Origin of the sequence: Microbacterium sp. CCH5-D1 (assembly GCF_001557335.1) — a bacterium.
GTDB classification, from domain to species: Bacteria; Actinomycetota; Actinomycetes; order Actinomycetales; family Microbacteriaceae; genus Microbacterium; species Microbacterium oxydans.
Genome location: NZ_LSJW01000198.1, coordinates 1 through 20,994, shown reverse-complemented (window position 1 = coordinate 20,994; position 20,994 = coordinate 1). Strand labels below are relative to the sequence as shown.

Here is a 20,994-nt window from a genome sequence, read left to right as displayed (position 1 = left end):
CCCCGAGATCAAGGCGATCGACGTGATCAACCGCATCATCAAGACCGCCATCCCCGTCCCCGACGCGGTCAAACCGCAGGACCCGCTGTACGGGTATGGGCTGGTCGACGCCGCTGCGGCGATCTCCGCGAACCTTCCGGCGGTGAGCGAGAACCCGATGGGGGATCTCGCCGAGTGGATCCGCGTCTTCCGCCGTGCACAGACGGAGCCCGAGACGGCCGCGCCCGTCACGCCGGTAGACATCCCGCCTCTGCCGGCGGCCGACGCACCCACCGATCCCGGCTCACCGCTGCTTCCCAGCGCGGATTCATTGCGCTACGGTACCCTGCCGCTCATTGCGCTCACAGTCCCTGGTATCCTGATAGCGCTTGGCGTCACCGCTGCTGCCCGGCGCATCCGATCGGCGCGCATTTCCGTACGCCACACCCCCGACTCCGAGGAGTAGTTCTTCTGTGCCTCAGAACAGCACTGTGCCCAAGATCCTGATCGTCGGCGGAGGGTACGCGGGTTTCTACACCGCGTGGAAGCTCGAGAAGCACCTGCGCAAGGGCGAAGCCGACGTGACCATGGTCGACCCGCTGCCGTACATGACGTACCAGCCGTTCCTCCCCGAGGTCGCCGCGGGCTCCATCGAGGCCCGTCACTCGGTGGTCGCGCACCGCCGTCACCTCAAGCGCACCAACGTGCTCACCGCCAAGGTGACCAACATCAACCACGCACAGAAGGTCGCGACCATCACGCCGCCGCTGGGAGAGCCGTACGAGTTCGCATACGACCAGATCGTCGTCACGGCGGGCGCCGTCTCGCGCACCTTCCCGATCCCCGGCATCGCCGACAACGCGATCGGACTGAAGACGATCGAAGAGGCCGTCGCGATCCGCGACAAGGTCATGTCGAACTTCGACAAGGCCGCCTCGCTCCCCGCCGGTCCCGAGCGCGACCGTCTGTTGACCGTCGTGGTCGTCGGTGGTGGCTTCGCCGGCATCGAGGTGTTCGCCGAGCTCCGCTCGCTGGCGTCCGCGCTGGTCGGCAAGTACCCGCAGATCAGCTTCGAGGACACGCACTTCCACCTCATCGAGGCGATGGGCCGCATCATGCCCGAGGTCTCGCTGCAGACGAGCGAGTGGGTGCTCAAGGACCTCGCCAAGCGCGGCGCGAACGTGCACCTCGACACGCAGCTCACCAGTGCGGTCGACGGCAACGTCGAGCTCTCCACCGGCGAGGTCATCCCGACCGACGTCATCGTGTGGACAGCCGGCGTCATGGCCAACCCGACCGTCGTGCGCGGCGGAGATCTGCCGGTCGAGGAGCGCGGTCGCATCCAGACCCGCGCCGATCTGCGCGTCGGCACACCCGAGGCCTTCGTCGAGGGTGCATGGGCAGCCGGAGACGTCTCCGCTGTCCCCGATCTCTCGGGTGGTGGCGTCGGAGGCTTCTGCGTGCCGAACGCCCAGCACGCGGTCCGCCAGGCGAAGCTCCTCGCGAAGAACCTCGTGGCCGTGCTCCGGGGTGAGAAGCCCAAGGACTACTTCCACAAGAACCTCGGCGCTGTCGCAGGTCTCGGCCTGTACAACGGCGTCTTCCAGTCCGGCAAGATCGCGCTCAAGGGCTTCATCGCCTGGCTCGCGCACCGCGGTTACCACGGTCTCGCGATGCCGACGTGGGAGCGCAAGTGGCGCGTGCTGTGGGGCTGGTGGAACAACCTGTGGCTCGGCCGCGATCTCGTGAACCTCGAGACGGTGCAGAACCCGCGCTACGTCTTCGAGGAGTTCGCCGCGCGTCCGCGCCCGGCCGCTCCCGCTGCGCCCGTGGCTGATGCTCCGGCGAAGGCCGCCCCGGCGGAGAAGGCCGCTCCGGCGGAGAAGGCCGCTCCGGCGGAAAAGAAGCCCGCCGCGAAGAAGCCTGCTGCCAAGAAGCCGGCTGCGAAGAAGCCCGTCGCGGAGAAGACTCCCGAGACGGCGGAAGCAGCGGCGAAGTAACACCTTCTGCACGACGACGATCGGCCCCGAGCGCACTGCGCCGGGGCCGATCGTCGTCGTGGCGGGTCGTTCCGAGGCGACGCATAGGTGCGGTCGGTATCGTCTCGCGGGCAAGGGGAGTACTCCCAAATGCGGCGAAGTCGTCATTACGAGCTCGAGATCGTGCTCCGGCCCGCCGGCCCGTGAGGGTGGAGGAGACCTTGGCACCCGCATCGCGGGCTGCTGAGTGAACCCTGCCGTCGTCCCGACGTCGTGGATCCCCGGTGGTCCGCACCACGAAAGGGACCACTCATGGGAAAGCTCTCCCGATTGATCGGAATGGCCTCCGAAGCGCTGGAGAAGAATGCCTCCTCAGGGCGCAACGGCCACTCGGCCGGCGGATCGCGCTCGCGCGACGAATCCCGGTCGACGGATTGGAGCGGGATGCTGCGCGGCGCCGTCGACGCCGTGCGCGGGCAGGGGGATGCCGGACGGACTTCGCTGCCCGGTCCCGCAGCCGGTGCCCCGTACACGCCGCCGGCTGCCGGTGACCCGTACACGCCGCCCGCGGCTGGTGCCTCGCGCGCGTCGCAGTCCGTGACCGATGCCGATCGGGCGGCCATCGCCCGCTACGACTACCTTCTGCAGACGGCCGATCCGCAGCGTGTCGAGCAGATCCACCGCGAGGCGTTCGCGCGACTTTCGCCCGAGCAGCGTGCGCTCGTCGAGGCTCGAATGCGACAGGAACTTGCGCCAGGAGAGCGGCCGCGCTCCTCATCAGCCGACGACCTCGCCAGAGCGGCGGGTCGTGCAGAGGCCATGAACCCCGGACGGATGCGCGGACTGCTCTCGCGCGTGCGGGGCGCAGGCGTCGGTGGCGCTGCCGTCGCCGCAGGGGGCGCGGCCGTCGGTCTTCTCGGCGTCGTGGCCGGAGGTGCGGTGGTCAGCACCGTGGCCGGGCCTCTGCTGGAGCAGGCGGCGAACATCGGCGTCGACTTCGGAGCGCTCGCAGAGGGCGTCGACATCGAGTCGCTCGCCGGCGGCGCAGGCGAGCTGATGGGGGCCGCCGGCGAGACGGTATCCGGGGTCGGAGAGGCAGCGAGTGGATGGGGCGAGCAGCTCGGCGATCTCGGCCTCCCCGGCATCGGCGACATCTTCGGGCGCTGACCCCGCATGGTTCCCACTGCTGCCGCCGAACACGGCTTCACCGGCCTCACCGGATTCGCCGCCGACGTCCTCACAGCCCTCGGAGACGTCGGCGTCGGCGTGCTCGTCTTTCTCGAGGTGCTCGTGCCGCCGATCCCGAGCGAGGTCATCCTGCCCTTTGCGGGATACCTGAGCCAGAGCGGCTCCCTGAATCTCGGGTGGCTGATCTTCTGGAGCACCTTGGCGTCGTGGCTGGGGGCGCTGCTGCTGTACTGGCTCGGTGCGGCGATCGGCATGGACCGGGCGGTGCGGATGCTCGCTGCCACGAAACTGGTGAGTCGCTCCGACCTCGAACGCGGATCCGAGTGGTTCGTGCGCAGTGGCGGCTGGACCGTCCTGGTCGGACGGATGGTTCCCGGTGTCCGCAGCCTCATCTCGATCCCCGCCGGCGCGTCGCGGATGAACCTCGTGACCTTCAGCGTCTACACGATCATCGGGAGCGGACTGTGGAACGCTCTTCTCCTCGGGGTCGGAGCGGCGTTGGGCACCCAGCACGAGCAGCTGGAGCAGTACCTCGGCTATCTCGACTACGCCGTCTACTCCGCCATCGCGATAGCTCTCGTCGTCCTGATCGTGCGCCGGATACGGGAGGCAGCGGGTGAGCGGAAGGCGGTCGCGCAGGGGGAGGACTGAGCGTCGGCGGTGCCCCCGCTGGGACTCGAACCCAGACTGAAGCGATTTTAAGTCGCCTGCCTCTGCCATTGGGCTACGGGGGCCTCCCGGTCAGCCTATCGCCGCGCTCGACTGCGACGCCGTGCCGTCAGGGGTGAACCGGAGTCCGCGAGGCCTTAGGGTGGGGGAGTGCTCGATCTCATCGATGAACTGAGCCCCGTCCACGGTGCCTCCGCGGTCGCCCCTGAGTGGGAGGACCCGGCCCGTTACTGGCCGCGCCTGTCCGCGGCGACAGGACACCTCCCGGCACCGGTGGCGGTGATCGACCGCGAGGCGCTCCGCTACAACGCGATGGACCTTCTGGTGCGGGCCGGTGGACTCCCGATCCGCGTCGCCTCGAAGTCCGTGCGGGTGCGCTCCGTGCTCGACGCCGTGCTGAAGCTGCCGGGGTTCCGCGGCATCCTCGCCTTCACGCTCGAAGAGGCGCTCTGGCTCGCCGAGACCCACGACGACATCATGCTGGGCTACCCGACCGTGGATCGCGCGGGACTGGCGCGGCTCTTCGCCGACGAGCAGGCCGCGCGGCGTATCACGCTGATGGTCGACGACCTCGTGCACCTCGATCTGATCGACAGCGTCGCGGGTCCCCGGTCGCGCCCCGAGCTCCGCGTCGCCATCGACGTGGATGCCTCCTGGCGGTCCTCGATCCTCGGCCACATCGGAGTGCGCCGCTCTGCTCTGTTCAGCGCGGGCGAGGTCGCCGCCTTCGCCCGAAAGGTGGTCGCCCGCCCCGGGTTCCGCCTCGTCGGATTGCAGATGTACGACGCGCAGATCGCCGGTCAGGGCGACGACGCCGGTCCCGATGCGCCGCTCATCCGCATGGTGCAGGCGCGCTCGCGCAACGAGCTGCGTGAGCGTCGAGCCGAGATCGTCGCCGCAGTCGGGTCCGTGGCACCCCTGGAGATCCTCAACGGCGGGGGAACGGGCTCGCTCGAGTTCACGGGCAGCGACGAGTCCCTCACCGAGGCGAGCGCGGGCAGCGGGCTGCTCGGCGGACACCTCTTCGACGGCTACCGGTCGTTCCGTCCCGCGCCCGCCTCCGCCTTCGCGTTCGATGTGGTGCGCCGCCCCGCCGCCGACATCGCCACGGTGCTCGGAGGCGGGTGGATCGCCTCCGGCCCCGCTGTGGCTTCCCGGCAGCCGCGTGCTGTGTGGCCCGAGGGGCTCCACACCCTCTCCCGCGAAGCCGCCGGTGAGGTGCAGACGCCGCTGCAGGGGCCGGCGGCCGCGTCGCTCGGCGTGGGAGACCGTGTCTGGTTCCGCCATGCCAAGAGCGGTGAACCGGCAGAGCGCATCGAGAGCTATCACCTGATCTCGGGCGACGAGATCGTCGACGAGCTGCCGACATACCGCGGCGAGGGAAAGGCCTTCCTGTGACGAGAATCGGCGGCACCTGGCAGAACTGGGGTCGCTCGGCGTCCGTGCGTCCGGTACGCGTGGAGCGGCCGCGCAGCCCGGAGGGCGTGCAGCGCGCGGTGATCGCCGCGGTCAGGCACGGACTGCCCGTGAAGGCGGTGGGGGCCGGTCACAGCTTCACCGGCATCGCCATCGCTCCTGGTGTGCTGCTCGAGCTCGACGACCTGCAGGGCCTCGTCTCCGCCGACGCCGAGACCGGCCGGGTGACTCTGCTCGCCGGAACGCGGCTGCACCGCATCCCCGGGCTCCTGGCGCCGTACGGGCTCGCGATGGAGAACCTCGGCGACATCGATCGCCAGTCCATCGCCGGAGCGATCTCCACAGGCACCCACGGCACGGGAGCCGGATACGGCGGCCTCGCCACCCAGGTCGTCGGCGTCACGATGGTCACGGCCGCTGGCGAGTTCCTGCGGATCGACGAGGAGCACGAGAGCGAGCTCCTGCCTGCGGTGGCACTGGGACTCGGCGCCCTCGGCATCATCGTCGAGGTGACGCTGCAATGCGTACCCGCGTTCGTGATGCACGCCATCGACGAGCCGGTCGCCCTGGACGAAGTGCTCGCCACCCTCGACGAGCGCGTCGCCTCATCCGACCACTTCGAGTTCTACTGGTTCCCGCACACCGACGTCGCCCTGACGAAGCGCCAGGCGCGTCTCCCGGAAGCGACGGTCCGCAAGCCGCTCCCTGTGGTCGGGCGATGGATCGACGAGACGGTGCTCTCGAACGGCGTCTACCGCGTCGTGTGCGCAGCCGGCCAGGTCGTCCCGGCGATCACGCCGTCGTTCAGCCGGCTCGCGGTCAAGCTCACCGGCGATCGCGAGTACACCGAGCTGTCGCACCGCGTGCTCATCCAGAGCCGGACCGTGCGCTTCCGGGAGATAGAGTATGCGATCCCGGCCGAGAACGTCGTGGCGGCGTTCCAGGCAGTCAGGGCTCTCATCGACCGGCGCGGGTGGCGGATCGAGTTCCCGATCGAAGTGCGTTTCGCCGCAGCCGACGATCGCTGGCTCTCCACCGCTCACGGGCGCGACAGTGCGTACATCGCCGTGCATCGATACTGGCGAGCCGACCCCACGGAGTACTTCGGAGCGGTGGAGGAGATCATGCACGGGTTCGGCGGACGTCCGCACTGGGGCAAGCTCCACACGCTGACCGCGGAGACGCTCCGGGAGCGGTATCCGCGCTTCGACGACTTCATCGCACTGCGCGACCGGCTCGACCCGGAACGTCGGTTCGGCAACCGCTATCTCGAACGGGTGCTCGGCAGCTGAACCGACGGCGGCGGACGCCGCGTACGCCCAGTCCACGTGCAGGCTGCGCGTCTAGGATGAGAGAAACACGAGGAAGGGTGGGCCTCTGATGGAATGGCTCGTGCCGGTACTGATCGTTGTCGGAGTGATCCTGCTCGTCGGCATCTATCTGTGGGCCACGTACAACTCGCTGGTGCAGCTGAATGTGCGCGTCGACGAGGCGTGGAGCGGCATCACCGTGCAGCTCAAGCGACGAGCCGACCTCATCCCCAACCTCATCGACACGGTGAAGGGCTACGCCTCGCACGAGAAGGCGGTCTTCGAGAACGTCACCCGTGCGCGTGCCGAGACGCTGTCGGCGGGAGGGCCCGGAGAAGCCGGTATCGCCGAGGGGCACCTGCAGCAGGCTCTGCGCAGCCTGTTCGCGGTCGCTGAGGCGTATCCGCAGCTGCAGGCGAGCACCAACTTCCTCCAGGTGCAGCAGGCCCTGGTCGACACCGAGGACAAGATCCAGGCGGCGCGACGGTTCTACAACGGCGGCGTGCGCGAGCTCAACACCAAGATCAAGGTCTTCCCCAATAACCTGTTCGCCAAGGGGCTGGGGTTCACCGAGCGCGAGTTCTTCGAGGTCGCCGACAGCAGCGCCATCTCGGAGCCTCCGCGCGTGCAGTTCTGACGCGTGCACTTCTGACGCACGGTTCGGCGACGGCGTTCGTCACCACGGTGAGAGCACGAGGTCGTCGGCGGTGAAGGACACGTCGCCGCGAAGCGTCCAGGAGTCCGTGCGGTACGTCGTCGTCAGTCCGGCGCCGTCTGCGCCGGTCCCCGTCACGGTGACGACCAACACCCCGCCGTCCGCGGTGAAGCCTGCCGGGGTGAGAGTGACGGCGGGAGCCTCCTCGACCCGGTAGCGGAACCCGTCGACATCACGGAACTCCGTTCCCCAGGGGATGCGCAGTCCGCAACCGTCCGGCGTCTCGGTCCCGGGTACGGTGCACGCTTCGACGATGTCGTCCACGTGGTCTTGGGCGACCGCCGTCGCCTCCGGGCGCAGCGTGGCATCGACCACGGTCGTGACCTCGACGGCAGGCATGACCGTCACAGCGCTCTCGCCTTCGAGCAGCGTCGCCGGCATCGCAGAGACCGTGTACAGCGCGGGGAGGAGAGCGACCGCTTCGCCCGGGGGGACAGCGGTGGTGCCGATCGCGACGGAAGCACCGATGGTCGAGTCGACGGTCACCCTGCCGAGCCCCGAGGAGTCGACACGCCAGCGGCCGTCGACCATGTCGAGCGCGAGCACTGCGTCGTGGGCATCTCCATCGAGCTCGAACGACACCTCCACCGCCGCCGACGTGCTGCCGTTGCTGTGTCGCACGCGCGTGACCTCGGCGTCTCGCACCAGCGCGCTCGCGGCGTCGAAGGCGTCGAGTGCGGCCTCCGTGACCACGATCCCGGTGGCCCGCACGGTATCGGCATCGCCGGACTCCAGGGCTTGCAGGTACTCGAGTGCCGCTTCCTCCGGGGTGGTCGACCGCGCGGAGGATTGCCAGATCCACACCCCTGCGGCGAGGAGGACGACGACGACCGCGGCACCGCTGATCACCCAGCGCCGCCGCACTCTGCTCCTGCGGGACTCCTTGTTCATGCGGGACTCTCTCGGGGATGCAGATGGCGGCGTACGGCCGGACCTGTTCCCGTGCCCGCGGCCAGGGCGGTGTGAAGCGCCGCCGTGGCGTCACCCCAACCGGACACCGAGATGTGCTCCAGACCCTGCCAGGCGGCGGCGAGTGCGAGTTCCCGGGCGATCGGCTCCGCGTCGCCGGGACGCGCCTGCGGCTCCCACCACGCGGATTGCACCTGCAGAGTCGATGTGGTCCGATCGGACTTGAGGTCCACCCGTGCGACGATGCGGTCGCCGACGAGCACAGGCAGGGAGTAGTAGCCGAATCGCCGCTTCTCGGCCGGCACGTAGATCTCGATGCGATAGTCGAGGTCGAATGCACGGAGGGCCCGGTCCCGGAACCACACCACCGGGTCGAACGGCGTCAGGATCGCCGCCGTATCCACTCTGCGGGGCAGCACCGCATCCTGATGCCGCCAGGCGGGGAGCGGGCGCCCGCCACGTTCCCAACCCCGCACCTTCACCGGGATCAGCTCACCCGAATCCACGAGCTGGGCGATCGAGCGGGCGACTGCGGCGCGGTCGCGAATGCGGTAGTAGTCGGCGAGATCCGACTGTGTGGCGACGCCACTCGATCGCGCCGCGCGCCGGCTCAGCTCGAGGATGGCCTCGGCGCGGGACACCTCCCGTGAGCGGATGGTGTCGGGAATGACATGCTCCGCCAGCGCGTACGTGCGCTCGAATCCGCGACGCCCGCTGATCGCGACGTCACCGGTGCGCCACAGGTGCTCGAGCGCGAGTTTCACATCGTCCCAGTCCCACCAGGTGCCGCGCTCCCGCGGTGCGTCTTCGCGGAGGTCCGCCGGTCGCAGCGGGCCGCGCGCACGCAACTCGTCCGTCACCCACTGCACGGTGCGGGCGTTGCTGCTCATCCACGAGTCCTCGCCCGCCCAGCGCCGGCGGAAGTCGTCCATGCGGAAGCGCCACAGCGGCCAGTCCTCGACAGGGATGAAAGTGGCCTCGTGGGCGAGGTACTCGACGTAGTGCGTCGTGCGGGAGAGGAAGATGCGGTCGAGCAGCGCGGGGTCGTACGCGCCGAGCCGTGAGAACAGCGGGAGGTAGTGCGATCGCGCGAACACGTTCACGGAGTCGATCTGCAGGACTCCGAGCCGGTCCATGACCCGGTGCACGTGCCGCCCCGCGACCGTCGCCGGTCGTGCTCGGGTGAATCCCTGAGCGGCCAGCGCGATGCGACGTGCCTGGGTCGAGCTGAGGGTGTCTGTCACCTCGCCAGGGTAGCGCCGCGCGCCGACATCGCTCCGCGCTCGGAAAGATGCGTTCGAGGGCATACGGCATGACCTTAGACTTGGGCGATGAGCGACGACCAGCGACCCCGGCTGCGTGATCTCTTCCGTCCGCGCCCGGTCTCCACCGACCGCACCGTGACGACCGAGGCCGACGAGACCGTGCCCCTGCCGTTGCGGATCACCGCGAGCTACGCCTGGCGGCTGCTGATCATCGCCGCTGCGATCGGCGTCTTCATCTGGCTCGTGATGCTGCTCAAGCTCCTGGTCATCCCCCTCATGGTCGGCATCCTCATCACGGCGCTGCTGTGGCCCGCTTTCTCGTGGATGCTGCGACGCGGCCTCCCGCGATGGCTGGCGATCGCCATCTCGCTCATCGGGACGGCCGCCATCGTCACCGGGCTGATGTGGCTCGTCGTCTGGCAGGTGCGCGCCCAGCTTCCCGACGTGCAGGAGCGGTCGACCGAGGCGTTCGATCAGTTCCAGGTGTGGCTGCACGACGGGCCGCTGAATCTCTCGGACACCCAGATCGCCGACTACCTCCAGCAGGGTCTCGACCTCATCAGCGAACAGGCACAGGTGCTCTGGACGGGCGCACTCGCGATCGGCACGACCGTCGGTCACGTCGCCACGGGCGCCGTGCTCGCACTCTTCATCCTCATCTGCCTGCTGGCCGATGGAGCCGGGATCTGGCGCTGGACCCTCAAGATCTTCCCGCGTCGCGCCCGTCCGGCCGTCGACGGCGCCGCCCGCAACGGTTGGACGACGATCGTCAACTACGCGCGCACGCAGCTTTTCGTGGCCACCATCGATGCGATCGGCATCGGCCTCGGCGCCTTCCTGCTGCAGGTTCCGCTCGCGCTCCCTGTGGCGGTGCTCGTGTTCCTGGGCTCCTTCATCCCGATCGTCGGTGCCGTGGTGACCGGCGCGGTCGCCGTCTTCCTCGCCCTCGTCTACAACGGGCCGTGGATCGCTCTGTGGATGCTCGTCGTTGTGCTGGCGGTCCAGCAGATCGAGGGACACATCCTGCAGCCGATCATGATGGGTTCCGCGGTCAAGGTGCACCCGCTCGCCGTCGTGCTCGTCGTGGCCGGAGGAGCGATGATCGCCGGAATCCCCGGCGCCCTGTTCGCGGTCCCGTTGGCGGCGTTCGTCAACGTCGCCGCCGTGACCATCAGCTCGGGTTCCTGGCGCACCGGCGTCGGACCGAGCGGAGATCTGATCTGGAGCACAGTTCCGCGCGAGCGGAGACGGAGGAATCGATGAGCGCAGTCCCCAGCCTGACCGAGTTCGAGCACGCCGCTCAGAGTCTGGCTGAGGTGATCTCGCACACGCCATCGCTGCCGTCGCGGGCCCTCTCCGACATCCTCGGGGCGCCCGTCCTGCTCAAGATGGAGAATCTCCAGCGCACGGGCTCCTTCAAGATCCGCGGGGCGGCCTACCGGCTGTCCAAGCTGAGCGCCGAGGAGCGCGCCAGGGGAGTGGTCGCGGCCTCCGCCGGCAACCATGCCCAGGGGGTTGCCCTCGCCGCCCAAGCGCTCGGGATCCCCGCGACGATCTTCATGCCCCTGGGTGTGCCGGTGCCGAAGCTGCTCGCCACTCGCGGCTACGGAGCGGAAGTGGTGCTGGAGGGGGAGACGGTGGCGACATCGCTGCGTCTCGCCGCCGAGTTCTCCGAGCGCACCGGCGCGGTGCTGATCCACCCGTTCGATCACCGCGACGTCGTGATCGGGCAGGGCACGCTCGGGCTCGAGCTCCTGGAGGATGCGCCCGAGGTCGACACCGTCGTGCTCGGCATCGGCGGTGGAGGTCTCATCGCCGGGGTCGCCGCAGCTGTCAAGGCCCGTGCCGCCGAGCTCGGACGCTCGGTCAGGATCATCGGCGTGCAGGCGGAGAACGCCGCCGCCGTGCCGCCATCGCTCGAGGCGGGAGAGCCCGTCGACATCGTGACGAGGCCGACCATCGCCGACGGCATCCTGGTCGCGCGTCCCGGTGCGATCCCGTTCGACATCATCAAGGACCTCGTCGACGAGGTGGTCACGGTCTCCGACGATGATCTGGCGCGAGCCATCCTCATCCTCCTCGAGCAGGCGAAGGTCGTGGTCGAGCCCGCGGGCGCCGCGGGCGTCGCAGCCATCCTCGCCGGCAAGGTCACCGCGACGGGGACCACCATGGCCGTGCTGTCAGGTGGGAACATCGACCCGCTCCTGCTGCAGCGGGTCGTCTCGCACGGACTCGCCGCGTCCGGTCGATACCTCACGATCCGCATCCCGCTGCCCGACCGGCCCGGCCAGCTCGCCCGCGTGTCCGAGCTGATCGCGGAGGCCGGAGCGAACGTGATCGAGGCCATGCACACACGTCACGGACACGGGCTGCAGATCAGCGAGGTGATCCTCGAACTCAGCGTCGAGACCCGCGGTCCCGAGCACTCCGAGCACACGCTCGACACTCTGCGTCTGGCCGGCTTCGAGCCGATCCTCGTCCCGGATTGAGCACGACCGATCGCGCATACGGAAGCGCCCCCTCGTCCGAGCGGAGGAGGGGGCGCTTCCGTCTGGCGTCTCAGCCGGTGTAGGTCTCGACGTTCACGATCTCGACGCTGATGTCGCGACCGTTGGGAGCCTCGTAGGACGACTTCTCGCCGACCTTGAGGCCGAGGATGGCCTGGCCGAGGGGGCTGGCCTCGCTGTACACGTCGAGGTCGCTGCCTGCGGCGATCTCGCGGCTACCGAGGAGGAAGACCTCTTCGCCGCCGGCGACGAGGGCCGTGACGACGGTTCCGGGCTCGACGATCCCGCGGCTGGCGGGAGCCTCGCCCACCTTGGCGGTCTTCAGCAGACCCTCCAGAGTGCGGATGCGGGCCTCCTGCTTGCCCTGCTCGTCCTTCGCGGCGTGGTACCCGCCGTTCTCCTTGAGGTCGCCCTCTTCGCGGGCCGCCTCGATGCGCTTGGCGATCTCGTCGCGGCCGACAGTGGACAGGTGCTCCAGCTCGGCGACGAGCCGGTCGTACGCTTCCTGCGTGAGGAAGGGAACCTGAGCATCGGTGGACATGACGAAGCTCCTTCTTTCGGGATCCCTCCGGCATGCTGCGGGGGATATGCCAAGACGCCCCGGCACGGTGCCGGGGCGTCGTCTGTCTGGCACGAGTCTAGGCGACCCAGCAGGCGTTCACCAAACCTGTCGTGGCTTCCGCGACGGTCGGGATGGTGACCGAACGCGCCTGCGAGTGGCTGTCTCCTGCTTCGATCTCGACGATCTTCCAGCCGACGACGCCGAACTCCTCGTCCAGCGCTTCGACGGCGCACACGACGTTCTTGCCCTGCACTCCGGTGACCTGGAAGGTGATGTTCACCGAGTGCTCGTCGACGAGTTCGAAGCCCAGATCGTCGGCGTCGACGGACGCCATCGACTGAGCGACGGTCATCCAGCCGAACGCGCCGAGCAGGATCACGGCGACCGCGCCGCCGACGATCCAGGGCGTGCGCCGCCGTCGGGTTCGGCCATAGCGTTCGTCGAGGTCTCGTGCGGTCGTCACAGGGGAGTCTTCCGGTCGTTAGGCTGGTGTTACCAGGTTATGCGACCTGCGTACGAAAGGCCGATTCATGTTCTCTCTGTCCGAGACCCCGATGCCGACGCCGAGCATGACCGTCGATCCGGTGTCGGTCACCCCGGGGTTCGTGGGCTTCGCCGCGATCGTCGTGGTCGTGATCGCGGTCATCCTCTTGATCTGGGACATGAACCGTCGCATCCGCCGTGTCCGCTACCGCGAAGAGGTGCGCGACGAGCTGGATGCCGAAGAGGCGGCGCGTCACGCCGACGGCACGGCCGCACCCGGAGCGGAGCCGTCGATCTCGGACCGCCCCGACGCTCCCGGAGACGACTCGCCCACGCGCTGATCGTGCGTCACGGCGCACCCAGCGAGGGAGAAAGCGGCGCCAGCGCGATCAGCAGGCACGCCGTCCAGTGGCACAGGAACGCGAGAACCGTGCACACGTGGAAGATCTCGTGGAACCCGAAATGGCCCGGCCAGGGGTTCGGCTTCTTGAGCGCGTAGACGATCGCGCCGCCCGTGTAGAGCAGACCGCCGACGATCACCAGCACCATCATCGCGACGTTCGCGTTCATCAGATCGACGATGTACATCACGGCGGCCCAGCCCAGCAGCAGGTAGAGGGCCACGTAGAGCCAACGCGGCGCATTGATCCAGAAGACGCGGAAGAGGATGCCGACGAGGGTGCCGCCCCAGACCAGGCAGAGCAGCAGGATGCCCTTCTGCGGTGGCAGCGCCAGCACGGCCAGAGGCGTATAGGTACCGGCGATGAGCAGCAGGATGTTGGCGTGGTCGATGCGCTTGAGCATCACCTTCACCTTCGGACTCCAGTCGATGCGGTGGTAGAGCGCGGAGTTGCCGAAGAGGAGCAGCGACGTGAGCATGAACACAGCGGAGGCCCACTTCGCCGCGGCTCCCTCGGCCACGACGATCAGGACGATTCCGGCGACCACGGCGACCGGGAAGGTGCCGGCGTGGATCCACCCTCGCCAGGTCGGTTTCACGTCGGTGGCCGCATCCGCGGCGGCTGCGTCCAGAAGGGGCAGCTGAGGGACGTCGGGACCGGAGTGCTCGGGAGTGCTCACGTGCTCACTCTAGGCGGCCCCGCATACCGCTCACGGCACATATATCCAGCGTTCCCACACGGTGCGGACGGCCGCGGCACGGTAGCGTAGGTGGGTGATTCCACGCGAGAGCCCGGTACGCGGGCCGCTGTACCGGCTCTACACGAGTCGGCTGCGTCGTCACCTCGATCCGGCTCGTGTGCCGCATCACGTCGCGATGATGATCGACGGCAATCGCCGGTGGGCCCGTCAGCTCGGGTTGGACACGCCCGCGGAGGGACACCGGGCGGGTGCGGCGAAGATGCGCGAGTTCCTGGAGTGGTGCGACGAGCTCGGTGTGCGGGTCGTCTCGCTCTACCTCCTCTCGAGCGACAATCTGAGGAAGCGGGATTCCGCGGAGCTCGCCGACCTCATCGAGATCATCGCGGAGCTGGCGGAGGCGCTGTCCCTGGAGGGGAACTGGCGGGTGAAGCACGTCGGCCGCTCCGACATCCTCCCCGCCGAGCTCGCGCGAGTGCTCTCCGACGCGGAGCAGCGCACGAAGGATCACACCGGGCTGCACGTGAACCTCGCGGTCGGGTACGGCGGGCGCAACGAGATCGTCGATGCGGTACGGAGCATCATCGCGAAGCACGAGGCGTCAGGCGGCACGCTCGAAGACCTCGCAGCCCACCTCACGCCCGAGATGATCGGCGAGCACCTGTACACCGGGGGACAGCCCGACCCCGATCTCGTGATCCGCACCAGTGGAGAGCAGCGGCTGAGCGATTTCCTCCTCTGGCAGAGTGCGCACAGCGAGTTCTACTTCGTGGAGGCGCTGGGGCCGGACCTCCGTCAGGTCGACTTCCTGCGTGCGATCCGGGACTATGCCGATCGGGACAGGCGCTTCGGGCGCTGACGCGGCGACGGGTCCGAGCGGAGCCGTGCCACAATGACGCAGTGAGCACTTTCCAGGACTATGTCGACTCCTTCGACAACGAGTCCGGCTACTTGAACTGGGCCGCCTTCGGGCCGCTGTCGCCGTCCGTCCGGGAAGAGGTCTTCGCCGATGCCGACCTGCTGGCAAGCGGACGGCCCTCCTCACTCGCTCTCGTCGGAGAGCGCATCGGCCAGGCACAGGAACTCATCGCCGAGCTGCTGGGCGCCGATGCGGCCGACGTCACGCTGCAGCCTTCTTCGACGCACGGGCTCATGCACGCGCTGTTCGGTCTCACCGGGGGAGTGATCGCGAGCACCGCCGAGTTCCCGAGCGTGAGCCTGACGGTGGAGCGCGCGTCGACGGCATCGCAGTGCGCCGTCACGCCGCGCTGGATCACGCCCGGTGACGGCCGCGTGACCCCTGATGCGGTGACCGATGCCCTCGACGACGATGTCGTCGCACTCGCTGTGAGCCACGTCGACTTCCGCACCGGCTTCCGCACCGATCTTGCCGCTCTCCGCGAGGCGATCGGTCCCGATCGGCTGCTCATCGTCGATGCCGTCCAGTCGTTCGGGGTGATCGATGCCGACTACTCTGCGGCGGACGTGGTGGTAGGGCACGGCTACAAGTGGTTGCGCGCCGGCCGCGGCAGTGCGTTCGGGTGGTTCTCCCCGCGCGCACGGGATCGCATCGCCCCGGTGCTGTCCGGGATCACCGGTACGACGTCTCCCGGTCTGTTCGTCGACGAGCTGCCGGCACCCGCTCCGTCCGCGCGCGCCTTCACCGTCAGTCAGCCGGACACGCTCGCGGCAGGGCGACTCGCCATCGGGGTGCGGGACGTGCGCGACGCCGGCGTCGCCGCCATCGAGGAACGGTTGGTCGAGAACGTCGACACCGTGATCGAGATCGCCGACCGTCACGGCATCGACGTGAGCTCCCCGCGTGAGCGCCATCAGCGTGCCGGCATCGTGTCTCTCGCTCCGGCGGAACCCGGGCGCCTGGCCGCCGCGCTCGCGAACGCCGGGATCGTCGTGACGGCGCGGGGTGCGGCGGTGCGCATCGCTCCCCACGCAGGTACGGATGCCGCGAGCTTCGAGCTCCTCGACGACACCCTGCGTGCGTTCGGCAACGAGACGTTCATCAGCGCGTAACGAATCGCTGGCGTGTCGAGTTCGGGTTAATCGTCCGCACAGTCGTACGTTCTAGGCATCGGGCAAGGCGCCCGGTCGGGTCGGCCTCAGGTTGACGACTCGTGACCCCCTGGTCGACTCGTTCGAACTACCGGGATTCCCCGGGTCGGGAGTGGGTCGTGACCACACGTACAGCGCAGCAGGCCACCAGCACCGCGCAGCAGTCCACCCGTAAGACGACGAGACGAGCATCCTCCGCCGATCCGGATCAGGATCTGCGCACGTATGTCCTCGACACGTCCGTGCTGCTGAGCGATCCGCAGGCGTTCTTCCGGTTCGCCGAGCACTCGGTCGTCCTCCCCGTCGTCGTGATCACGGAGCTGGAGGGCAAACGCCACGATCCGGAGATCGGCTACTTCGCGCGACAGGCCCTTCGCCACCTCGACGATCTGCGCATCGAGCACGGGCGTCTCGACTTCCCCGTCGAGGTCGGCGAGGGCGGGACCCTCCGGGTCGAACTCGCAAACACCGACTCCTCGGTGCTTCCCGCGGGCATCCGCCTCAGCGACAACGACACCCGGATCCTCTCCGTCGCCATGCATCTCGCACAGGACGGCCAGGACGTCACGATCGTGTCGAAGGACCTGCCGATGCGCGTCAAGGCCGCCTCTCTCGGTCTGCGCGCCGAGGAGTACCTCGCCGAGCAGGCGGTGGACTCGGGGTGGACCGGGATCTCGACTCTCGATCTCTCCGGTGACGACATCAGCGACCTGTACGAGAGCGAGGTCGGCATCAGCGAGCAGGCTCGGGGGCTCCCGGTGAACACCGGCCTGATCATCCACTCCGAGCGCGGGTCGGCGCTCGGTCGCGTCACGGGAGACGGCGAGTACCGGCTCGTGCGCGGCGACCGCGACATCTTCGGCATGCACGGCCGCTCCGCGGAGCAGCGCATAGCGATCGATCTGCTCCTCGACCAGGAGGTGGGCATCGTCTCGCTCGGCGGGCGTGCGGGCACCGGCAAGTCGGCGCTCGCGCTGTGCGCAGGACTCGAAGCGGTGCTCGAGCGGCAGCAGCAGAAGAAGATCATCGTGTTCCGGCCCCTGTTCGCGGTCGGTGGGCAGGAGCTCGGCTACCTCCCGGGCGACCAGGGCGAGAAGATGGGGCCCTGGGGTCAGGCGGTGTTCGACACGCTGGGTTCGGTTGTGTCGGGCAACGTCATCGAGGAGGTCGTCGAGCGCGGACTGCTCGAGGTGCTCCCGCTCACCCACATTCGCGGAAGGTCCCTGCACGACGCGTTCGTGATCGTCGACGAGGCCCAGTCGCTCGAGAGGAACGTGCTCCTGACGGTGCTGAGCCGCATGGGACAGAACTCGCGCGTCATCCTCACCCATGACGTCGGTCAGCGTGACAACCTCCGCGTGGGTCGTCATGACGGCATCGCCAGCGTGATCGAGACCCTGAAGGGACATGATCTCTTTGGACACGTGACCCTGACGCGGTCGGAGCGTTCGGCCATCGCAGCCCTCGTCACCGAGCTCCTGGAGGGTGGAGAGCTCAGCTGACGACGGAAACAGCGGATGCCGCGAGGGCTCGGTCCTCGCGGCATCCGCTTCTTGGTCTCGGTGCAGCCCCCGATCGCATGGATACCGTCCGCTTGTATGAACCCCGTCCGCTTGCATGATGATTCGCCGTTCCTAGTCATGCGATCGTCGGATGGTCATGCGCGTGAGAGGGGGGGGGGAGCAGGTCAGTCGGACTGCACAGCGGCCTGTTCTGCGCTCGTGTTCACCGATGGCGTGAAGGTGGGCCGGCCGAGCGGGCGTGGGCCCCCAGAATCGAACGATGATCGACGTCAATATGCTCCTCGGACGCTTGGGAGGGGTCGCACGCGGCACCCGGCTTCAGGGCTTCGGATGCTCACGCTCACGGCTGGGAGCGGAGTGCAGGGCCGGTCGTATCGTCCGAGTGCGTTCTGGTGTGTTCGCATCTCGAGGAGCCGCGACCGAAGTGGTCACAGCAGCGGCCCACGGGGGAGCCCTCACTTGCGGGAGCGCCTTGAGGATTCGAGAGGTGTGGACGCTGGAGGTTCCCGCTGAGGCGCATGTCTGGATGGGGCTCGGCGGGCGACGGCATCATCCGAAGCAGTGCGGCTGCGTCGCTCACTTCACCCGCGGACGCATGGATGTCGGCATCGCGCCGATAGAGGTCGCCCTGACACACGCATACGCCTGTTACGGGGAGGAGTTCTTCTTCGCCGCGTACGAGTCGGCCTGGAACAAGCGGATGCTGACTGCTGCGGCGCGTGCGCACGTCCGCTCCGCCCTTCCTGCGACGGCGCGCTGGCTCGTCGACCTCGCACGTCCGGACGCGGAGAGCGGCTTGGAATCCCTGGTGCGGCTGCGGCTCCATCTGATCGGAGTGGCTGTGCGCACCCAGGTGACCGTCGGCGGGGTCGGGCGGGTCGACTTCGTGATCGAGGGCCGCGTCATCCTCGAGGCCGACGGTCGCGACAACCACGAGGATGCTGCGAAACGGCATCGCGATCTCATGCGAGACGCAGTCGCATCCGACCTCGGCTTCGAGACGCTCCGTTTCGACTACTCGATGATCTTGTACTCGTGGGACGTGGTCGCAGCAGCGATTCTGGCTGCGCTCGCTCGGGCTCGTGCGTGAACTGGTGCACCTGCATGAGGCGATGCCGGATGCAGGTGCCGTCCCGCCGAACGCTCATGCAATCGTCGGCTGGTCATGCGTCTGCGCTGAGAACCCGAGACGCGGCGCCCGGAGACAGAGGATGCCGCGAGGATCGAGTCCTCGCGGCATCCGCTTCGACGTGGGCGGGTCAGCCCGCGTGCGTCATCGACAGCAGGTCGAGCTTCTCGTCCAGCTGCTCGAGGGTGAGCTCGCCGCGCTCGACGTAGCCGAGGTCGATCACGGCGTCGCGCACCGTGATGCCCTTGGCGACCGAGTGCTTGGCGATCTTCGCCGCCGCCTCGTAGCCGATCAGCTTGTTCAGCGGCGTCACGATCGACGGGCTCATGCCCGCGAAGGCCGCCGCCCGCTCGACGTTCGCCTGCAGACCGTCGATCGTCTTGTCGGCGAGCACGCGCGAGGCGTTCGACAGCAGACGGATCGACTCGAGCACCGCGGTGCCCATGACCGGGATGGCGACGTTCAGCTCGAAGGAACCGGATGCGCCGGCCCACGCGACGGTGGCGTCGTTGCCGATCACGCGCGCGCACACCATGAGCACGGCCTCGGGCACGACGGGGTTGACCTTGCCCGGCATGATCGAGGATCCGGGCTGCAGGTCGGGGATGTGCAGCTCGCCGAGGCCCGTGTTGGGGCCCGACCCCATCCAGCGCAGGTCGTTGTTGATCTTGGTCAGCGACACCGCGATGGTGCGGAGAGCACCGGAGGCCTCGACCAGACCGTCGCGGTTCGCCTGCGCCTCGAAGTGGTCCTTGGCTTCGGTGATGGGCAGCTCGGTCTCGGCCGCGAGCAGCGCGATGACCTTCTGCGGGAAGCCCAGCGGCGTGTTGATGCCCGTGCCGACGGCGGTGCCGCCCAGGGGGACCTCGGCCACGCGGGGGAGAGCCGACTGCACGCGCTCGATGCCCAGACGGATCTGACGCGCGTAGCCGCCGAACTCCTGTCCAAGGGTGACGGGCGTCGCGTCCATGAGGTGCGTGCGGCCGGACTTGACCGCGTCCTTCCACAGCTCCGCCTTCGCCTCGAGAGCGACGGCGAGGTGGTCGAGTGCGGGGATGAGCGTGTCGATGAGTGCCTGGGTGACCGCGATGTGCACCGAGGTCGGGAACACGTCGTTCGACGACTGCGAGGCGTTGACGTGGTCGTTGGGGTGCACGGTCGAACCGAGGATGCGCGTGGCGAGCGTTGCCAGCACCTCGTTCATGTTCATGTTCGACGAGGTGCCGGAGCCGGTCTGGTAGGTGTCGACCGGGAACTCACCGTCGTGTGCGCCGGAAGCGACCTGGTCGGCGGCCTGGGCGATGGCGTCGGCGATGGCGCCGTCGAGGGTGCCGAGCTCCTTGTTGGCGAGTGCGGCGGCCTTCTTGATGCGCGCGAGGGCGGCGATCTGCGTCGACTCCAGCCCCTTGCCCGAGATCGGGAAGTTCTCCACGGCGCGCTGCGTCTGAGCGCCGTAGAGCGCATTCACGGGCACCCGCACCTCGCCCATGGTGTCGTGCTCGATGCGGTAGTCCTGCTCGGTCATTCCGAACCCTCCTTGGTTGCGGGGTCGATCCCCTGGATGTCGTCGTCGGTGTCGATGCCGACCGTGATCACGGGCACGGCGGTGCCCTCGGCCAGACGGTAGTTGGCGCCGACGATGCCGAGGCGACCAGCCGCGACGGCATCGCTGATGATCTCGGACGACTGCAGCAGATCGTTCACCGTGTTGCGCAGGTGCTCGATGCCGACCAGTTCCGAGTCGATCTCGGCGACGGTGGTGCCCCCGCTCTCCGCCAGCACCTTGCGCGCGGCCGGCACGATCGGGGCGATCAACTTCCAGATGTGCGGCGGCAGGGGAGCGGCATCGATCGCCGTGCCGTCGATGGCGGCGCGCACCGCACCGCACGAGTCGTGCGCCAGCACCACGATCAGAGGAACCTCGAGAACGGCGACGGCGTATTCCAGGCTCGCGACGATCGATTCTCCGATGACCTGCCCGGCGTTGCGCACCACGAACAGGTCGCCGAGGCCGAGGTCGAAGATGATCTCGGCGGCCAGGCGGGAGTCGGAGCATCCGAAGAGCGTGGCGACCGGGTGCTGCGCCGCGGTCAGGTCCTTGCGGCGAGCGACGTCCTGATTCGGGTGGCGAGGCTCGTCCTGCACGAAACGGCGGTTGCCGTCCTGCATCTGCGTCCAGGCGGCGGCGGGGG

The 20,994-nt window shown here is 68.6% G+C and carries 20 protein-coding genes, 1 tRNA gene and 1 pseudogene; 14 read left to right on the top strand and 8 right to left on the bottom strand.

The window, feature by feature from the left end:
* From AX744_RS20725 to AX744_RS12015, 4 genes and pseudogenes are all read left to right on the top strand, one after another.
* Nucleotides 1-445, top strand: a pseudogene (locus AX744_RS20725) (peptidase S8); the annotation flags it as partial.
* 25 nt (nucleotides 446-470) lie between these two features.
* A complete protein-coding gene (locus tag AX744_RS12025; RefSeq protein ID WP_058632538.1) occupies nucleotides 471-1,979 on the top strand; it encodes an NAD(P)/FAD-dependent oxidoreductase in 1,509 nt (502 codons plus the stop codon).
* Nucleotides 1,980-2,270: 291 nt separating this feature from the next.
* Nucleotides 2,271-3,125: a hypothetical protein gene (locus AX744_RS12020; RefSeq protein WP_061017117.1), complete on the top strand. Its 855-nt coding sequence runs from the start codon at nucleotides 2,271-2,273 to the stop codon at nucleotides 3,123-3,125.
* Between the two features lie 6 nt (nucleotides 3,126-3,131).
* Complete coding sequence (locus AX744_RS12015) at nucleotides 3,132-3,797, top strand: DedA family protein (RefSeq protein WP_046749635.1); 666 nt, start codon at nucleotides 3,132-3,134, stop codon at nucleotides 3,795-3,797.
* A 10-nt stretch (nucleotides 3,798-3,807) separates the two neighbouring features.
* Here the strand turns inward: AX744_RS12015 and AX744_RS12010 are convergent.
* Nucleotides 3,808-3,880: transfer RNA gene (locus AX744_RS12010), tRNA-Leu, on the bottom strand.
* A gap of 85 nt (nucleotides 3,881-3,965) precedes the next feature.
* Between AX744_RS12010 and AX744_RS12005 the strand changes: the two genes are divergently transcribed.
* The 3 genes from AX744_RS12005 (at nucleotide 3,966) to AX744_RS11995 (ending at nucleotide 7,178) form a co-directional block, all read left to right on the top strand.
* Complete coding sequence (locus AX744_RS12005; RefSeq protein WP_046749634.1) at nucleotides 3,966-5,213, top strand: alanine racemase; 1,248 nt, start codon at nucleotides 3,966-3,968, stop codon at nucleotides 5,211-5,213.
* Nucleotides 5,210-6,523: a D-arabinono-1,4-lactone oxidase gene (locus tag AX744_RS12000; RefSeq protein WP_061017115.1), complete on the top strand. Its 1,314-nt coding sequence runs from the start codon at nucleotides 5,210-5,212 to the stop codon at nucleotides 6,521-6,523. Before AX744_RS12005 ends, AX744_RS12000 begins: the two co-directional genes overlap by 4 nt.
* Nucleotides 6,524-6,611: 88 nt before the next feature.
* The gene (locus AX744_RS11995) at nucleotides 6,612-7,178 is read left to right on the top strand and encodes a LemA family protein (RefSeq protein ID WP_061017113.1); all 567 of its coding nucleotides are present in this window, start codon (nucleotides 6,612-6,614) and stop codon (nucleotides 7,176-7,178) included.
* Between the two features lie 39 nt (nucleotides 7,179-7,217).
* On the opposite strand, the gene AX744_RS11990 is transcribed toward AX744_RS11995, so the two are convergent.
* Both AX744_RS11990 and AX744_RS11985 read right to left on the bottom strand, forming a co-directional pair.
* Entirely contained in the window at nucleotides 7,218-8,147 is a 930-nt protein-coding gene (locus AX744_RS11990; protein ID WP_157543597.1) for a hypothetical protein, read from the bottom strand.
* On the bottom strand, nucleotides 8,144-9,409 hold the full coding sequence (locus AX744_RS11985) for a winged helix-turn-helix domain-containing protein (protein WP_061017108.1): 1,266 nt from the start codon (nucleotides 9,407-9,409) through the stop codon (nucleotides 8,144-8,146). Before AX744_RS11985 ends, AX744_RS11990 begins: the two co-directional genes overlap by 4 nt.
* An 87-nt stretch (nucleotides 9,410-9,496) precedes the next feature.
* Between AX744_RS11985 and AX744_RS11980 the strand changes: the two genes are divergently transcribed.
* Both AX744_RS11980 and ilvA read left to right on the top strand, forming a co-directional pair.
* Nucleotides 9,497-10,693, top strand: coding sequence for an AI-2E family transporter (locus AX744_RS11980; RefSeq protein ID WP_061017106.1), 1,197 nt, complete (start codon nucleotides 9,497-9,499; stop codon nucleotides 10,691-10,693).
* Complete coding sequence (gene ilvA, locus AX744_RS11975; RefSeq protein WP_046749628.1) at nucleotides 10,690-11,919, top strand: threonine ammonia-lyase; 1,230 nt, start codon at nucleotides 10,690-10,692, stop codon at nucleotides 11,917-11,919. The genes AX744_RS11980 and ilvA overlap by 4 nt, the downstream gene beginning before the upstream one ends.
* Nucleotides 11,920-11,989: 70 nt before the next feature.
* On the opposite strand, the gene greA is transcribed toward ilvA, so the two are convergent.
* On the bottom strand, nucleotides 11,990-12,478 hold the full coding sequence (gene greA, locus AX744_RS11970; protein ID WP_045262727.1) for a transcription elongation factor GreA: 489 nt from the start codon (nucleotides 12,476-12,478) through the stop codon (nucleotides 11,990-11,992).
* A gap of 97 nt (nucleotides 12,479-12,575) precedes the next feature.
* Nucleotides 12,576-12,962 (bottom strand): DUF4307 domain-containing protein, encoded by a 387-nt coding sequence (locus AX744_RS11965; protein WP_046749627.1) that lies wholly within the window; start codon nucleotides 12,960-12,962, stop codon nucleotides 12,576-12,578.
* A gap of 67 nt (nucleotides 12,963-13,029) precedes the next feature.
* Here AX744_RS11965 and AX744_RS11960 point away from each other — a divergent pair, with 67 nt between their 5' ends.
* Nucleotides 13,030-13,323 carry a hypothetical protein gene (locus AX744_RS11960; RefSeq protein WP_061017104.1) on the top strand — a complete coding sequence of 98 codons (294 nt, stop codon included), beginning with the start codon at nucleotides 13,030-13,032 and terminating at the stop codon, nucleotides 13,321-13,323.
* A gap of 7 nt (nucleotides 13,324-13,330) precedes the next feature.
* On the opposite strand, the gene trhA is transcribed toward AX744_RS11960, so the two are convergent.
* The gene (trhA, locus tag AX744_RS11955) at nucleotides 13,331-14,062 is read right to left on the bottom strand and encodes a PAQR family membrane homeostasis protein TrhA (protein WP_058632530.1); all 732 of its coding nucleotides are present in this window, start codon (nucleotides 14,060-14,062) and stop codon (nucleotides 13,331-13,333) included.
* A 97-nt stretch (nucleotides 14,063-14,159) separates the two neighbouring features.
* Between trhA and AX744_RS11950 the strand changes: the two genes are divergently transcribed.
* The 4 genes from AX744_RS11950 to AX744_RS11935 all read left to right on the top strand — a co-directional run bounded on the left by AX744_RS11950 (nucleotide 14,160) and on the right by AX744_RS11935 (nucleotide 18,763).
* The gene (locus AX744_RS11950) at nucleotides 14,160-14,939 is read left to right on the top strand and encodes an isoprenyl transferase (protein WP_046749846.1); all 780 of its coding nucleotides are present in this window, start codon (nucleotides 14,160-14,162) and stop codon (nucleotides 14,937-14,939) included.
* Between the two features lie 41 nt (nucleotides 14,940-14,980).
* Nucleotides 14,981-16,111, top strand: a complete 1,131-nt coding sequence (locus tag AX744_RS11945) for an aminotransferase class V-fold PLP-dependent enzyme (protein WP_061017103.1) — start codon at nucleotides 14,981-14,983, stop codon at nucleotides 16,109-16,111.
* 158 nt (nucleotides 16,112-16,269) lie between these two features.
* Nucleotides 16,270-17,652, top strand: coding sequence for a PhoH family protein (locus AX744_RS11940; RefSeq protein ID WP_046749845.1), 1,383 nt, complete (start codon nucleotides 16,270-16,272; stop codon nucleotides 17,650-17,652).
* Nucleotides 17,653-18,160: 508 nt separating this feature from the next.
* Nucleotides 18,161-18,763, top strand: a complete 603-nt coding sequence (locus AX744_RS11935; protein WP_061017101.1) for an endonuclease domain-containing protein — start codon at nucleotides 18,161-18,163, stop codon at nucleotides 18,761-18,763.
* 169 nt (nucleotides 18,764-18,932) lie between these two features.
* Here the strand turns inward: AX744_RS11935 and AX744_RS11930 are convergent, their stop codons facing one another.
* Nucleotides 18,933-20,327, bottom strand: a complete 1,395-nt coding sequence (locus AX744_RS11930) for a class II fumarate hydratase (protein WP_046749623.1) — start codon at nucleotides 20,325-20,327, stop codon at nucleotides 18,933-18,935.
* The coding region (locus AX744_RS11925; protein ID WP_061017099.1) for a carbonic anhydrase at nucleotides 20,324-20,994 on the bottom strand (671 nt) is incomplete at its 5' end. The genes AX744_RS11925 and AX744_RS11930, both read right to left, overlap by 4 nt.

Excerpts from the sequence above, each read along its gene's own strand:
- AX744_RS11980 (WP_061017106.1), top strand. The coding sequence starts at position 9,497 with ATGAGCGACGACCAGCGACCCCGGCTGCGTGATCTCTTCCGTCCGCGC.
- AX744_RS11930 (WP_046749623.1), bottom strand. The coding sequence starts at position 20,327 with ATGACCGAGCAGGACTACCGCATCGAGCACGACACCATGGGCGAGGTG.
- AX744_RS12015 (WP_046749635.1), top strand. The coding sequence starts at position 3,132 with ATGGTTCCCACTGCTGCCGCCGAACACGGCTTCACCGGCCTCACCGGA.
- AX744_RS11960 (WP_061017104.1), top strand. The coding sequence starts at position 13,030 with ATGTTCTCTCTGTCCGAGACCCCGATGCCGACGCCGAGCATGACCGTC.
- AX744_RS12020 (WP_061017117.1), top strand. The coding sequence starts at position 2,271 with ATGGGAAAGCTCTCCCGATTGATCGGAATGGCCTCCGAAGCGCTGGAG.
- ilvA (WP_046749628.1), top strand. The coding sequence starts at position 10,690 with ATGAGCGCAGTCCCCAGCCTGACCGAGTTCGAGCACGCCGCTCAGAGT.
- greA (WP_045262727.1), bottom strand. The coding sequence starts at position 12,478 with ATGTCCACCGATGCTCAGGTTCCCTTCCTCACGCAGGAAGCGTACGAC.
- AX744_RS11995 (WP_061017113.1), top strand. The coding sequence starts at position 6,612 with ATGGAATGGCTCGTGCCGGTACTGATCGTTGTCGGAGTGATCCTGCTC.
- AX744_RS11990 (WP_157543597.1), bottom strand. The coding sequence starts at position 8,147 with ATGAACAAGGAGTCCCGCAGGAGCAGAGTGCGGCGGCGCTGGGTGATC.